This window comes from Agromyces protaetiae (genome assembly GCF_004135405.1).
Lineage (GTDB): Bacteria > Actinomycetota > Actinomycetes > Actinomycetales > Microbacteriaceae > Agromyces > Agromyces protaetiae.
Genome location: NZ_CP035491.1, coordinates 1,703,046 through 1,716,777, shown reverse-complemented (window position 1 = coordinate 1,716,777; position 13,732 = coordinate 1,703,046). Strand labels below are relative to the sequence as shown.

Genomic DNA, 13,732 nt, shown 5'->3' with positions numbered 1-13,732 from the left:
GACGGGCGCTGACGGCGACGGCCAGGATGTCTCGGGCCGGTCAGACCGGGAAGACGACCGCCGTCGCGATCGCCGCGACGCCCTCACCGCGGCCCGTGAGTCCGAGTCCGTCGGTCGTCGTCGCCGACACGCTGACGGGCGCGCCGAGTGCGGCCGCGAGGGTCGCCTCGGCCTCGGCTCTGCGGGGTGCGAGCTTCGGCCGGTTGCCGACGAGCTGCACGCTCACGTTGCCGATTCGGAAGCCCGCCTGCTCGACGCGCGCTCGCGCCTCGGCGAGGAACACTGTGCCGTGCGCGCCTGCGAAGCGCGGGTCGGCGGTGCCGAACATGCCGCCGATGTCGCCGAGCCCCGCCGCAGCGAGGAGCGCGTCGACGATCGCGTGGCTCGCGACGTCGCCGTCGCTGTGGCCCGAGAGCCCGCGCTCGCCGGGCCACTCGAGGCCCGCGATCCAGAGCGGCACGTTCGGGTCTTCGTCGAAGGCATGGACGTCGATGCCCGTGCCGATTCGCGGCGCGGGGAAGCGGGCACCGGGTGCCTCGGGCGCAGCGGATGTCGCGAGCGCACCGGATGTCGCGGGCGCAGCGCCGCTTTCGACGATGCGCTCCGCCCGCGCGAGGTCGGCCGGCACGGTGATCTTGAACGCGCGCGCGTCGCCGGGGACGACGTCGACGGGGAGCCCGGCCGCCGCCGCGAGCGCGGCGTCGTCGGTGAACTCCTCGCTCGCCGCCGCGTAGGCGTCGTCGAGCGCGTCTCGCGGGAAGCCCTGCGGCGTCTGGACGGCCGCGAGTTCCGAACGGTCGACGGTCTCGATGGCGCGCCGGTCGGCGTCGATGCGCTTGATGGTGTCGACGACGGGCAGCGCGGGCACGATGCCGTGGCCGCGGGCGCGCACCGCTTCGACCACCTCGTCGAAGACGAGCGCGGGCGTGAGCGCGCGGGCGGCGTCGTGGACGAGCACGGTGTCGACGAGATGGCCGAGCACCGAAAGACCCGCGGCGACCGACCCTTGGCGGGTCGAACCGCCCGCGACGACGTCGAACGAGGCGCCCTTCGAGGCGAGCACCTCTGCGAACTCGCTGTGAACCTGCTGGACGCGAGAGGCCGGAACGACGAGCACGACGTGCGGCTTCTCGCGCATTCCGAGCACTCCGTCGAGTGCCACGGCGAGCATGGCGCGGCCGCCGACGGGCACGAACGCCTTCGGTTCGGCGTGCCCGAGCCGGGTGCCGCTGCCCGCGGCGACGACGATGACGGCAACGGTCGATTCGCTCACGTCACGAGCGTATCCCCCGGTGCTGAGCGCGCAGGGCGCGTTCTGACGGCGTGCGGCGCTCTCCGCGGGCACAGCAACGGCGCCCGCCGCACTCGAGGTGCAGCGGGCGCCGGCTGCGTGCGCTTAGGAAGCGAGGACCTCGTCGAGGACGACCGAAGCCTGCTCCTCGTCGGTCTTCTCGGCGAGCGCGAGCTCGGAGATGAGGATCTGGCGCGCCTTGGCCAGCATCCGCTTCTCGCCCGCGGACAGGCCTCGGTCTTGATCGCGGCGCCACAGGTCGCGCACGACTTCGGAGACCTTGATCACGTCGCCCGAGGCGAGCTTCTCGAGGTTCGCCTTGTAGCGGCGCGACCAGTTGGTCGGTTCTTCGGTGAAGGGAGCGCGCAGCACCTCGAAGACCTTGTCGAGGCCTTCCTTGCCGATGACGTCTCGCACGCCGACGAGGTCGACGTTCTCGGCGGGAACCTCGATGACGAGGTCGCCCTGCGTGACGTTCAGCTTGAGGTACAGCTTCTCTTCGCCCTTGATGATGCGTTTCTTGACTTCGACGATCGTTGCGGCGCCGTGGTGCGGGTAAACGACGGTCTCGCCAACCTCAAAAAGCATGAATCGGTGTCCTTTCGGCAACTTTCAGGATATCACACCAAGGTGGTGCTAAGGTTTGCGCGGCCAGGCCTGGACAGCCCCGTAGAGTATGCTCGACACGATCGAAGCGCACGGCCCGGCGGCCGCATGCGCACCCGCACTTGGAGGTTCTGTGAAGGCGCGTCTCGTGGCATCCGCCGCTCTGGCACTCGGCATCGTCATCGGCGGCAGCGGCTGCGCGTTGATCACGTACCAGGCGACGACCGAGCACTACGACGCGAGCGACGGCGTCTCGGCGAACGTCGGCGACCTCGACCTGCGCAACATCCTCATCATCGCCGAAGAGGGCGCCGACGACGCGAGCCTCGTCTTCACCGTCTCGAACGGCGGCGACTCCGACGCAGAGCTCACGATCGAACCCGTGACGGGCGGCTCGCCGGTCGAACTCGAGGTCGAGGCCGGCCAGCAGATCGTCCTCGGCGGCGCCGACGAAGACCCGCTCCTCCTCGAGGGCCTCGGCGCGGCCCCCGGCTCGAACGTCGAGCTCGCCTTCAAGACGCCGGGCGCTGAGATCGTCGAGATCTCCGTCCCCGTGCTCGACGGCCGACTGCCCGAGTACGGCGCGCTGCTTCCCTGAATCCCGCCTCGAAGCTGAGTTCCGCCTCGAAGCCGAGCTACGCCTCGAAGCGATACCCGAGGCCGCGCACGGTGACGAGCTGCACCGGATCCGACGGCACGCGCTCGATCTTCGAGCGGATGCGCTTGATGTGCACGTCGAGCGTCTTCGTGTCGCCGAAGTAGTCGGAGCCCCACACGCGGTCGATGAGCTGGCCTCGGGTGAGCACGCGGCCGGGGTTCCGCATGAGCAGTTCGAGCAGCTCGAATTCCTTGAGCGGCATCTGCACGCTCGAGCCGTCGACCTCGACCGTGTGCCGGTCGACGTCCATCTTCACGCGCCCGCCCTCGAGCACCGACTCGTCGTAGTCGAGCGCCTCGACGCGACGCCGCAGCACGGCGCGGATGCGCGCGAGCAGTTCGCGCGTGGAATACGGCTTCGTCACGTAGTCGTCGGCGCCGAGCTCGAGGCCCACGACGATGTCGATCTCGGAATCCTTCGCCGTCAGCATGATGATCGGCACGGTCGAGCGCGTGCGCAGCTCACGGCACACCTCGGTGCCGGGGATGCCCGGGAGCATGAGATCGAGGAGTACGAGATCGGCGTTCTCCCGATCGAACGCCGCGATGGCGTCGCGGCCGTCGGCGGCGACCTCGACGTCGTACCCCTCGCGCTCCAGCAGGAACGCGAGCGGCTCGCTCAGCGCGGCCTCGTCTTCGACGAGCAGGATGCGGGTCACTCGGTGGCTCCTTCGGTGGCCGCGGCGGCGGTCGCCGCGGGGCGGGGGGTCTTTCGGGGGGACGGGTGGGCATGGGATCGGGCGGATGCCCCGCGGCCGGCGTCTGCGGTCGCGGCATAGGTCTTCGCGGCGTCCGCCTTCGCGGCGTCGGTCTTCGGCGAACCGCTCTTGGACGAGCTGCTCTTGGACGAGCTGCTCTTGGACGAACTGCTCTTGGACGAGCTGCTCTTGGACGAACTGCGCTCGGGCACCGCTTCGGCGCGCGGCAGCCGGATCGTGAAGGTCGACCCCTTGCCGGGCTGCGACCACACGCGCACCTCGCCGCCGAGGTTCTGCACGGTGTGCTTCACGATCGAGAGGCCGAGGCCCGAGCCGCCCGTGTTGCGGCTGCGCGCCTGGTCGACGCGATAGAACCGCTCGAACACGCGGTCGAGCTCGTCTTTGCCGATGCCGATGCCCTGATCCGTCACCGAGATCTCGACGATGTCGCCGTCGACCCGCGTGCCGACGCCCACGCGTCCGCCGGAGTTCGAATATGCGATCGCGTTCGAGACGAGGTTGTGCACCGCGACCACCATGAGGGCCGCGTCGCCCCACACCTTCGCCCCGCTCTTGGCCCGCACCGCGACATCCACGCCCTTCGCGACCGCGACGACGCGAGTCTGATCGATCGCCGCCCGGCACGCCTCGTCGACGTCGACGAGTTCGTCGGGCTCGAGGGCGTCGTCGGCCTGCAGCCGCGAGAGCTCGATGACCTCGGTCGTGATGTGCGCGAGCCTCGTCGACTCGACGCTCAGCCGGTTCGCGAACCGGCGCACGCGCTCGGGCTCGTCGGCGGCCGTGTCGATCGCCTCGGCGAGCAGGCTCACCGACGCGATCGGCGTCTTGAGCTCGTGGCTGATGTTGGCGACGAAGTCGCGGCGCACCTCGTCGAGGCGGTGGGCCTCGGTGCGGTCGTCGGCGAGGAGGAGCACGAACCGGGTGCCGAGCCGCGCCGCCCGCAGGTGCAGATGGAACTGCGAGCCGCCGAACGGACCGCGCGGCAGCGTGAGCTCTGCCTCGACGGGCTCGCCCGTGCGGCGCACCGCCGCGACGAGCTCGACGACCTCGGCGTGCACGAGCGCCTGCCCTCGCACGAGCCCCAGTGAGAGCGCGCCTGGCGAGGCCCGGAGGACGTTGTTCGACGGATCGACGACGACGCCCGCGGACTCGAGGACCTCGAGCACCTGATCGACGCCGTCGGGGACGGTCGGCGCCACGACCTTCGCCGCCGCGTTGCCGCGCCGCTCGGCCATGCTGAAGAGGATCATGAACCCCGCTCCGATGAACGCACCGAACGCGAGGGCGGCGAGCACGACCCAGGTGGACTGCTCCATGTGCACCACGATAACGAGCCGTGAAGGTTCGGGACGCCCATCGGCCGGCAGACGGCGCTAGGTTGGCAAGTGTTCAGTTGCCCGGAACCTCTTGTTCACTTTCGGTCGGGAGGATTGCCGAGGTCCGGAAAGGCCCATCCCGTCCGCGCGCCGCGCGCGGAGCTACGAGCAGATGTGAGGGAAGTCGCGCATGCGTGAGGTGTTCCAGCAGGAGATGCGTGAGGTCCAGGAGCGTCTGGTCGAGATCGCCGGCCTCGTCGCCGACTCCATCGAGAAGGCGACGAAGGCGTTCAACGAGTCCGATGTGACGCTCGCCGAAGAGGTCATCGCCGAAGATCCGAAGATCGACGCCGCGACGGTCGAGCTCGACGAGCTCGCGATCACGATCCTCGCCCGCCAGCAGCCCGTCGCGCGCGACCTGCGCATCGTCGTGAGCGCATTGCGCATCAGCGCCTCGCTCGAGCGCATGGGCGACCTCGCGACGCACATCGCCCAGCTCGCGCGCTACCGCTTCCCCGACAAGGTCGTGCCGAAGGCGCTTCGCCCGACGTTCGCCGAGATGGGCCGCCTCGATGTCGAGATCGCGCGCAAGCTCGCCGACCTCCTCCAGGACACCTCGAACGTGAAGCTCGCCGAAGAGATCCACGACGAAGACGACAAGGTCGACGCCCTGCACCTCGAGGTCTTCGACAAGGTCCTCGGCGAGACGTGGAAGGGCGAGACCGTCGACACCGTCGACGCGACCCTCGCGAGCCGCTACCACGAGCGCTTCGCCGACCACGCGGTCCTCATCGCGAAGAAGGTGCTCTACCTCGCGACGGGCGACTGGGTGCCCGAGAGCGTCTGAGTTCCCACGAGCGCCTGAGCTCCCGCGCAGCGGGAGTCATGCGAAAGGCCGGCGGATGAGTCATCCGCCGGCCTTTCGCATCGGCCACCTCGCTCGAGGCGACCTGGTGCTTACTTCTTGCCCTGCGCTGCGACGGCCGCGGCACCCGCGGCGGCAGCCTCAGGGTCGAGGTACTCGGCGGGCTTCGTCGGACGGAACTCGTCGTCGAGCTCGTAGACGAGCGGGATGCCCGTCGGGATGTTGAGGTCGGCGATGTCGTCGTCGCTGATGCCGTCGAGGTGCTTCACGAGCGCACGCAGCGAGTTGCCGTGCGCGGTCACGAGCACGGTCTTACCGGCCTTGAGGTCGGGGATGATGTCGGACTCCCAGTACGGCAGCATGCGCGCGATGACGTCTTTCAGGCACTCGGTGCGCGGCATCTGGTCGTCGTAGAGGTTCGCGTAGCGGTCGTCGCCGACCTGCGACCACTCGGCGTCGTCGTCGAGCGGCGGCGGCGGCACGTCGAACGAACGACGCCAGAGCTGGAACTGCTCGGGGCCGTACTTCTCGAGCGTCTCGGCCTTGTCGAGGCCCTGCAGGGCACCGTAGTGACGCTCGTTGAGGCGCCACGAACGCCGCACGTCGATCCACGCGCGGTCGGCGACGTCGAGGGCGATGTTCGCGGTCTGGATGGCGCGCGTGAGCACCGATGTGTGCAGCACGTCGGGGAGCACCCCCGACTCGAGCAGCAGTTGCCCGGCGCGCGCGGCCTCGGAGGTGCCGAGCTCGCTGAGCCGCACATCGACCCATCCGGTGAAGAGGTTCTTCTGATTCCATTCGCTGTTGCCGTGGCGCAGCAGCACGAGCGTGTGAGGCATGGTGCCAGCCTAGCGAAGGCGCATCGTCTCGGACGTGTCGGATGTCTCGCATGCACGCCTGCGAGACTTGGAGCATGCCCGTCGGCTCCATCACCCGCGGCACGACCAACACGAACCGGTTGCGCCGCGTCGACCGTTGGATCGCGGAGCACCCGGCGCTCCGCCGGGCGGCGCCCGATCCGCTCGTCGTCGACCTCGGATTCGGGGCGAGCGGCGTCACGGCGTTCGAGCTCGCGACCCGCCTGCGTCGGGCTCGCCCCGATGTCGTCGTGCTCGGACTCGAGATCGACCCCGCACGCGTGGCGACGGCGAACGGGCAGCTCGAGGCCGTTCGCCGCGGCGCGACGACGTTCGCGCCCGACCTCGCGGTGTCGTTCGCGCTCGGCGGGTTCGAGGTGCCGTCGACCCGCCCGCCCGCGATCATCCGCGCGTTCAATGTGCTGCGGCAGTACGACGAGGCCGACGTCGCGGCGGCGTGGGGGCGCATGCAGGCCCGGCTCGCCCCCGGCGGCCTCCTCGTCGAGGGGACGTGCGACGAGCTCGGCCGCATCTCGAGCTGGGTCGGCCTCTCCCCCGCAGGCCCCGAGAGCTTCTCGGTGAGCCTCCGGCTCGCCGATCTCGACGTGCCGTCGATCGTCGCCGAGCGGCTGCCGAAGGCGCTCATCCACCGGAACGTCCCGGGCGAGCGCGTGCACGAGTTCCTCACGGCGCTCGATCGCGCCTGGCGTGTGCACGCGCCGCTCTCGGTCTACGGGCCGAGTCAGCGGTTCATCCGCGTCGCCGAGACGCTGAAGGGCGAAGGATGGCCCGTGCGCGGCGGCGTGCGGCGGTGGCGGCTCGGCGAACTGACCGTCGACTGGGCGTCGGTCGCGCCGGGGACCGCAGGCGCCACGCCGATCGGGTAACGACGAAACCCTGCGCCGCCGAAGCACCGCGGCACGCCGCTGCGGATGGTCCTTCTGTGAGCCCGCGCACCTCTCACTCTCCCCCGGAAGAAGGCCCTCCCGCCGAGCCGCCGGTGCCGAAGTGCCGGGGATGCGAAGGAACTGCGAGAACATCACGCTCGCGTGGCAGCTCCTGAGGCATCCGGTGCCGAAGTGCCGCCGCGCGCGCGTCGCACCAACGCCCCGAAGGAGGCTCCGCTGGTCGAGGAGTGCGAGAGGGGGAGTACGAGGAACTCCTCGACCACCGAGAGGCTAGTGCCGCACGCCGAGGCGCGGCAGCCGCGGCACCTCGATCGCAGCTGCCGCGTCGGCGGGCACGATCTCGACCTGTGCCGCGGCGACGTCGATGCCGTGGCTCTCGACGATGAGCGGCAGATCGCCCGGCACCGCGCGCTTGACGACCGCGAGGGCGATGGGACCCATCTCGTAGTGCATGGCGCTCGAGGTGATCTGCCCGACGACCTTGCGCTCGGGCGCTTCGCCCGGCGCGGGCTCGGGGCGGGCCTTCTCGCCGACGACCTCTTCGCCGGGCGCGGGCAGCACGGTGTCGCTGCCGTCGAGGTGCAGCAGCACGAGCCGGCGCGGCGGACGGCCGAGGTTCAGCACCTTCGCCACCGTCTCTTGCCCCTTGTAGCAGCCCTTGCCGAGGTCGACCGCGCTCCGCAGCCAGTCGAACTCGTGCGGGATCGCCTTCTCGTCGACCTCGGTCGCGAAACGCGGACGCCACGCGGCGATGCGGAGCGCCTCGGCCGCAAGCGCGCCCGCCGCTTCGACGCGGCCCGCCTCGACGGCCGCCGCCGCGTCTGCGAGCGCGTCGCGCGGCACGACGCGCTCGATGAAGCGCCAGAGCGCCGCCGGGTGGTCGGTCTCGTGCGAGTACTGGTACCCGGATGCCTCGCGCCACGGGTCGACCCAGTCGAGGCCGACGCCGTTCGGGGCCGCCGCGGGCACGGCGGCGTCGAGCGCGTCGGTCGACATCGCGCCGACGACGGCGTACTCGCCCGTGACATCCTCGACCTCGACGCGCAGCATGAACCGCATGCGGTCGAGATAGGCGCGCAGCGGCTCGGCCTCGGACGCCTCGACCACGAGCCACGTCGTCTCGCCGTCGTCGAGGACGTGCGCGACGTGCTCGATGCGGCCGCTCGCGTCGAGGAAGAGCGCCTCGGCGCTGCCTCCGGCGGGCAGCCGGTCGAGCGACTGGCTCGCCATCGAGTGCAGCCAGGTGAGGCGGTCGGGACCCGTCACGGTCAGGATGCCTCGGCCCGACAGGTCGACGATCGCGCGGCCCTGCTCGAGCCGGCGCTGCTCGACGACGGGGTTGCCGTAGTGGGCGGGAACGCCCTCATCGACCCCCTCGGAGGCGACGGCACGGGGCAGGGAGAGGAACGGAGAGGTCATTCAGTCGACTTTCGCGAGGCGCGCCGACGCATGGGTGCGCAGGTCTTGGCCGAGGGCGGCGATGTCCCACGCCCACAGCAGGTGCGCATCGACGAGCCCGTAGAGGCGGGTCGCCGCGGCGTAGTCCTTCGCGCCGCTCGCGCGCATGACGGCGTCGGTCGCGAGGTCGATGCGAGGGCCCTTGACCTGGCCCAGGTACAGCTCTTGGACGCCGTCGGGGTGGACGAGCGCGACCTGCAGGTCGAATCCGCCGTCGTCGTTGCGCAGCGCCTCGACGGAGTCGGCGTCGGGGAAGCGGTCGTCGCCCTCGGCGGGCAGCAGCGCGGGGCCCGGGTCTCCTTCGCCGAACGGCCGCGCGAGGCGCCAGTAGCCCGTCTCGTTCGCGAGCGGGATGGGCTCGCCGCCTTCGTCGTCGGGCAGCAGCCACGTCGACGACGTGTAGTTGAGGTAGGGCAGGCCGTCGTGGCTGAAGCTCACGCGCTGACCGAACTCGCGGCTCACGCGATCTTCGCCGATCGCGTAGTCGACGACCCCCGAGCCCTCCCAGATGCCGATGAGCCAGGAGAGCGGCACGAGCTCGGCGGGCAGGCCGACGGGGAGCTCGATCATGAGGTCAGCGCTGACCCTTGAAGAGCTTGTAGACGACCACGCCGCTGACGAACGCGATCGCGAGGCTCGCGAGGCCGAGCAGGCCGATGAAGAGGAACTCGAGCGCGAGCAGTTCAGACATGCTCCGAGTCTACCCGGCCGTCAGCCGAGCAGGGCGACGACGCCCGCGGCGAGCGCGACGACGACCGCGGCGCCGCCCACCGATGCGCTCGCGCGCCCGACGAAGCCTTCGGGTCGCCGGGTCGCGAGCTGCACGAGCAGGGCGCCGAGCACGGATGCCGCGAACACGACGCCGAGGGCGGCGAAGCCCGCGAGGGGGACATCCGACCACCGTGCGCCCGTCGCGATCGCGACGATCACGATGACCGATCCCGCGACCGCGATCGCCCACGCGATCGCGATGCCCGCGAACCCGCGATCCGTCTGGGATTCCGTGCCGGATTCCATCGTTCCCCGTTCTGCCGCCGGTGAATGCCGGGCGTCCCGTAGTATTGACCGCACCTTACTACTGGAGGGTGTGCGTGGCGCAGCTGCTGATCCTGTCGCCGGCGGCTGACGATGACGTCCTCCCGGCTCTCGCTCTATTGACGCATCGCGTTCGGGTGATCCCCGCGACGCCCGATCAGCTCGTGCGCGCCCCCGAGTCCGACGCCGTCTTCCTCGACGCCCGCACGAACCTCGCGGGCGCGAAGGCGCTCAGCCAGATCCTCCGAACCACGGGCCTCTCCTCGCCGCTCCTCCTCATCGTGACCGAGGGCGGCCTTGCGGCGGTCACGCCCGACTGGGGCGTCGACGACGTCGTGCTCGACGGTGCCGGCCCCGCCGAGCTCGACGCGCGCATCCGCCTCGCGATCGGCCGCGCGCAGTCGAACCGCCCGTCCGAGCGGATCCAGACGTCGGGCGTCGTCATCGACGAGGCGAGCTATTCGGCCAAGGTGCACGGCAAGCCGCTCGACCTCACCTATAAGGAGTTCGAGCTCCTGCGCTTCCTCGCCGCGCACCCGTCGCGCGTGTTCACCCGCGAGCAGCTCCTGAGCGAAGTGTGGGGCTACGACTACTTCGGCGGCACGCGCACGGTCGACGTGCACGTGCGGCGCCTGCGCGCGAAACTCGGCGATCTCGACGGGCTCATCGGCACCGTCCGCAACGTCGGCTACCGCTTCAACGTCCACGAAGAAGACGCGGGCGAGGCATCCGTCACGTCCCGTTGACCCGTTCGTCATGTTCCGGCCACGTGCCCGGTGACATGATGGGTGAATGACCGACACCCTCGACGACGACCGGACGGCGAGCGACTTCGACGACGACTTCGAACCGTTCGACCTCGAGGGCGCGCCCGAATTGCCCGCCGAGCGGTACCTCGACCGCGAGCTCAGCTGGCTGGCGTTCAATCAGAGGGTGCTCGAACTCGCCGAGGACGAGCGGTTGCCGGTGCTCGAGCGGGCGAACTTCCTCGCGATCTTCGCGTCGAACCTCGACGAGTTCTTCATGGTGCGAGTCGCGGGCCTGAAGCGCCGCATCGTCACCGGGCTCGCGGTGCCGACGAACGTCGGCCGCGCCCCGATGGACGTCCTCGAAGACATCTCGCGGGCCGCGCACGACCTGCAGGAGCGGCACGCGCGCGTGTATCAAGAGCTCGTGAAACCCGCCCTCGCCGAAGCGGGCATCCGCATCGTGAAGTGGGACGACCTCGGCGCCGCCGAACGCGATCACCTCCGCGAGTACTTCTCGCTGCAGATGTTCCCCGTGCTCATGCCGCTCGCGGTCGACCCGGCGCATCCGTTCCCCTACATCTCGGGCCTCTCGCTCAACCTCTCGGTGCGCGTGCGCAACAGCCGCACGGGCCGACAGGAGTTCGCGCGCGTCAAGGTGCCGCAGATGCTCCCGCGCTTCGTGCGCGTCGACCCGACCGAGTCGATCGAAGACGCGCGCTACGTGACCCTCGAGGACCTCATCGCCAACCACCTCGGCGACCTCTTCCCCGGCATGGAGATCATGGCGCACCACGTCTTCCGGGTGACGCGCAACGAAGACGTCGAGATCGAGGAAGACGAGACCGAGAACCTCATCAAGGCGCTCGAGAAAGAGCTGCTGCGCCGCCGGTTCGGCCCGCCCATCCGCCTCGAGGTCACCGACGACATGGACGACGTGACCCTCGGCCTCCTCGTGCGAGAGCTCGACATCTCCGAGCGCGAGGTCTATCGCCTGCCCGCGCCGCTCGACCTCGGCGGACTCTTCGACCTCTCCAAGCTCGACCGGCCCGAGCTGCACTACTCGACGAACGTGCCCGCGACGAACTGGCAGCTCCAGCCGAGCGAGCCCAACCGTCCGGCCGACATCTTCGAGGCCGTGTCGCGCAAGGACGTGCTGCTCCACCACCCGTACGAGTCGTTCGCGACGAGCGTGCAGGCGTTCCTCGAGCAGGCCGCCGCCGACCCGCACGTGCTCGCCATCAAGCAGACGCTGTACCGCACGTCGGGCGACAGCCCCATCGTCGAGGCGCTCATCGACGCGGCCGAGGCCGGCAAGCAGGTGCTCGCGCTCGTCGAGATCAAGGCCCGCTTCGACGAGCAGGCGAACATCTCGTGGGCGCGGAAGCTCGAGAAGGCGGGCGTGCACGTCGTGTACGGGCTCGTGGGCCTGAAGACCCACTGCAAGCTCGCCCTCGTGATCCGCGAAGAGCAGGGCGTGCTCCGCCACTACAGTCACATCGGCACGGGCAACTACAACCCGAAGACGAGCCGCATCTACGAAGACCTCGGCCTCCTCACGGCCGACGACCAGGTCGGCAAAGACCTGACGAGGCTCTTCAACGAGTTGTCAGGGTACGCGATCGAGAAGAAGTTCAAGCGCCTCCTCGTCGCGCCGCTGCACCTCCGCAAGGGTCTGCTCAAGCTCATCGCGAACGAGGCGCGCAACGCCGAGGCGGGCAAGCCGAGCGGCATCCGCATCAAGGTCAACTCGATGGTCGACGAGGCGATCATCGACGCGCTGTACCGGGCGTCGAACGCGGGCGTGCCCGTCGAGGTGTGGGTGCGGGGCATCTGCAGCCTGCGGCCGGGCATCGAGGGCCTCAGCGAGAACATCGAGGTGCGTTCGATCCTCGGCAGGTACCTCGAGCACTCGCGCGTCTTCTCTTTCGAGAACGACGGCGACCGCCAGATCTACATCGGCTCGGCCGACATGATGCACCGCAACCTCGACCGTCGCGTCGAGGCGCTGGTGCGTCTCGTCGACCCCGACCACATCGCAGAGATCACCGAGATCTTCGACACCGCGATGGATCCGCGCACGAGCTCGTGGCACCTCGGCGGCGACGGGACGTGGACGAGGCGTTCGGCCGACGACGCCGGACATCCGCTCGTCGACCTGCAGAAGCTGCTCGCGCAGCAGACCGCCCAGCGTACGCGAGCGGGGAAGCGCCGGTGACGCGCGCGGTCGAGACGGCGGTGTACGCCGCCGGCGCGGTGTGCTGGCGCATCCTCGACGGCCGCATGCACGTGCTCGTCGTGCACCGCACCGCCTACGGCGACGTCACGATCCCGAAGGGCAAGGTCGACCCGGGCGAGTCGCTCCCCGAGACGGCCGTCCGCGAGATCCAAGAAGAGACGGGTCTCGCGATCGCCCTCGGCGTTCCGCTCGGCGAGTCGCGCTACGCGATGCCGAGCGGTCGCGAGAAGGTCGTGCACTACTGGGCGGCCGAGGTGAGCGAGCAGGCCGTGCAGCGTTCGACGTTCCGCCCGAACGCCGAGATCGCGGCGCTCGAGTGGGTGACGATCAAACGCGCCCGCAGCTACCTCAGCTACGAGCCCGACGTGCGCATCCTCGACGCGTTCGCGACGCTGTGCGAGCAGGGTGTGACCTCGACGTTCCCCCTCCTCGTCGTCCGCCACGGCAAGGCCGTCGACCGCTCCGACTGGAAAGGCGAGGACGCCGCGCGCCCGCTCGCCGCGCGCGGCGTGCGGCAGGCCGCGGCGCTCGCGAGCGTGCTCGCCGCGTGGTCGCCGCAGAAGATCGTGTCGAGCCCCGCGGTGCGGTGCGTGACGACCGTCACGCCCCTCGCCGCCGCCCACGGCATCAGCGTCAAGCGAGACGACGGCATCAGCCAAGACGCGTGGGAGGCGGGCAAGGGCGACGTCCGACGCGTCGTCGGCAAGCGCGTGCGCGTCGGCAAGCCCGCGGTCATCTGCAGCCACGGCCCCGTGCTGCCCGAGATCATGCGCGAGATCTCCCTCGCGACGGCCACCCCGTTCGGCACGTACGTCGACGAGTCGGCGGCGCTCGACACGGGCGGCTTCAGCGTCGTCCACCTCTCGGCCACGAACCCGGCCTCCGGCATCGTCGCCGTCGAGACCCATCCTCCGCGCGCTTAGGCGAGCCGCCGGGTCGCGCAGGGCGCGGCACGAGCGCGATCACGACACGAGACGGATGTCTCCACGAGGCATCCGTCTCGCGGTCTCCCCCACCCTGTGCGTTGCCGCACGT

14 protein-coding genes are annotated in these 13,732 nt (G+C 70.3%); 6 read left to right on the top strand and 8 right to left on the bottom strand.

Translation table 11 applies throughout. The annotated features are described in order from the left end of the window. Window positions 1–40 precede the first annotated feature (40 nt). Entirely contained in the window at window positions 41–1,273 is a 1,233-nt protein-coding gene (gene ispD / locus ET445_RS08035) for a 2-C-methyl-D-erythritol 4-phosphate cytidylyltransferase (RefSeq protein ID WP_129190410.1), read from the bottom strand. 123 nt (window positions 1,274–1,396) lie between these two features. Then, window positions 1,397–1,879, bottom strand: a complete 483-nt coding sequence (locus ET445_RS08030) for a CarD family transcriptional regulator (protein WP_129190408.1) — start codon at window positions 1,877–1,879, stop codon at window positions 1,397–1,399. A 166-nt stretch (window positions 1,880–2,045) separates the two neighbouring features. Here ET445_RS08030 and ET445_RS08025 point away from each other — a divergent pair, with 166 nt between their 5' ends. Continuing rightward, the gene (locus tag ET445_RS08025; protein WP_129190406.1) at window positions 2,046–2,495 is read left to right on the top strand and encodes a DNA modification methylase; all 450 of its coding nucleotides are present in this window, start codon (window positions 2,046–2,048) and stop codon (window positions 2,493–2,495) included. Window positions 2,496–2,532: 37 nt separating this feature from the next. Here the strand turns inward: ET445_RS08025 and ET445_RS08020 are convergent, their stop codons facing one another. Together ET445_RS08020 and ET445_RS08015 are read right to left on the bottom strand one after the other, a co-directional pair. Further along, window positions 2,533–3,213, bottom strand: a complete 681-nt coding sequence (locus ET445_RS08020) for a response regulator transcription factor (protein WP_129190404.1) — start codon at window positions 3,211–3,213, stop codon at window positions 2,533–2,535. Continuing rightward, window positions 3,210–4,589 (bottom strand): sensor histidine kinase, encoded by a 1,380-nt coding sequence (locus ET445_RS08015; RefSeq protein ID WP_208008594.1) that lies wholly within the window; start codon window positions 4,587–4,589, stop codon window positions 3,210–3,212. Before ET445_RS08015 ends, ET445_RS08020 begins: the two co-directional genes overlap by 4 nt. A gap of 190 nt (window positions 4,590–4,779) precedes the next feature. On the opposite strand from ET445_RS08015, the gene phoU reads away from it, so the two are divergent. Then, the gene (phoU, locus tag ET445_RS08010; RefSeq protein WP_129190402.1) at window positions 4,780–5,436 is read left to right on the top strand and encodes a phosphate signaling complex protein PhoU; all 657 of its coding nucleotides are present in this window, start codon (window positions 4,780–4,782) and stop codon (window positions 5,434–5,436) included. A 110-nt stretch (window positions 5,437–5,546) separates the two neighbouring features. Here the strand turns inward: phoU and ET445_RS08005 are convergent, their stop codons facing one another. Next, window positions 5,547–6,293 carry a phosphoglyceromutase gene (locus ET445_RS08005; protein ID WP_129190400.1) on the bottom strand — a complete coding sequence of 249 codons (747 nt, stop codon included), beginning with the start codon at window positions 6,291–6,293 and terminating at the stop codon, window positions 5,547–5,549. Window positions 6,294–6,367: 74 nt separating this feature from the next. Here ET445_RS08005 and ET445_RS08000 point away from each other — a divergent pair, with 74 nt between their 5' ends. Continuing rightward, a complete protein-coding gene (locus ET445_RS08000; RefSeq protein ID WP_129190398.1) occupies window positions 6,368–7,198 on the top strand; it encodes a class I SAM-dependent methyltransferase in 831 nt (276 codons plus the stop codon). A 291-nt stretch (window positions 7,199–7,489) separates the two neighbouring features. On the opposite strand, the gene ygfZ is transcribed toward ET445_RS08000, so the two are convergent. The 3 genes from ygfZ to ET445_RS07985 form a co-directional block, all read right to left on the bottom strand. Beyond that, window positions 7,490–8,638 carry a CAF17-like 4Fe-4S cluster assembly/insertion protein YgfZ gene (gene ygfZ / locus ET445_RS07995; RefSeq protein ID WP_129190396.1) on the bottom strand — a complete coding sequence of 383 codons (1,149 nt, stop codon included), beginning with the start codon at window positions 8,636–8,638 and terminating at the stop codon, window positions 7,490–7,492. After that, window positions 8,639–9,247: a nitrobindin family protein gene (locus ET445_RS07990; RefSeq protein ID WP_129190394.1), complete on the bottom strand. Its 609-nt coding sequence runs from the start codon at window positions 9,245–9,247 to the stop codon at window positions 8,639–8,641. Between the two features lie 141 nt (window positions 9,248–9,388). Continuing rightward, window positions 9,389–9,694: a hypothetical protein gene (locus tag ET445_RS07985; RefSeq protein WP_129190392.1), complete on the bottom strand. Its 306-nt coding sequence runs from the start codon at window positions 9,692–9,694 to the stop codon at window positions 9,389–9,391. Between the two features lie 74 nt (window positions 9,695–9,768). On the opposite strand from ET445_RS07985, the gene ET445_RS07980 reads away from it, so the two are divergent. From ET445_RS07980 to ET445_RS07970, 3 genes are read left to right on the top strand one after another with little or no spacing between them, the layout of a single operon-like run. Further along, the gene (locus ET445_RS07980; RefSeq protein WP_129190390.1) at window positions 9,769–10,458 is read left to right on the top strand and encodes a winged helix-turn-helix transcriptional regulator; all 690 of its coding nucleotides are present in this window, start codon (window positions 9,769–9,771) and stop codon (window positions 10,456–10,458) included. 46 nt (window positions 10,459–10,504) lie between these two features. Beyond that, window positions 10,505–12,676: an RNA degradosome polyphosphate kinase gene (locus ET445_RS07975; RefSeq protein WP_129190388.1), complete on the top strand. Its 2,172-nt coding sequence runs from the start codon at window positions 10,505–10,507 to the stop codon at window positions 12,674–12,676. After that, window positions 12,673–13,620: an NUDIX hydrolase gene (locus ET445_RS07970; RefSeq protein ID WP_279433498.1), complete on the top strand. Its 948-nt coding sequence runs from the start codon at window positions 12,673–12,675 to the stop codon at window positions 13,618–13,620. Before ET445_RS07975 ends, ET445_RS07970 begins: the two co-directional genes overlap by 4 nt. Window positions 13,621–13,732: the final 112 nt, after the last annotated feature.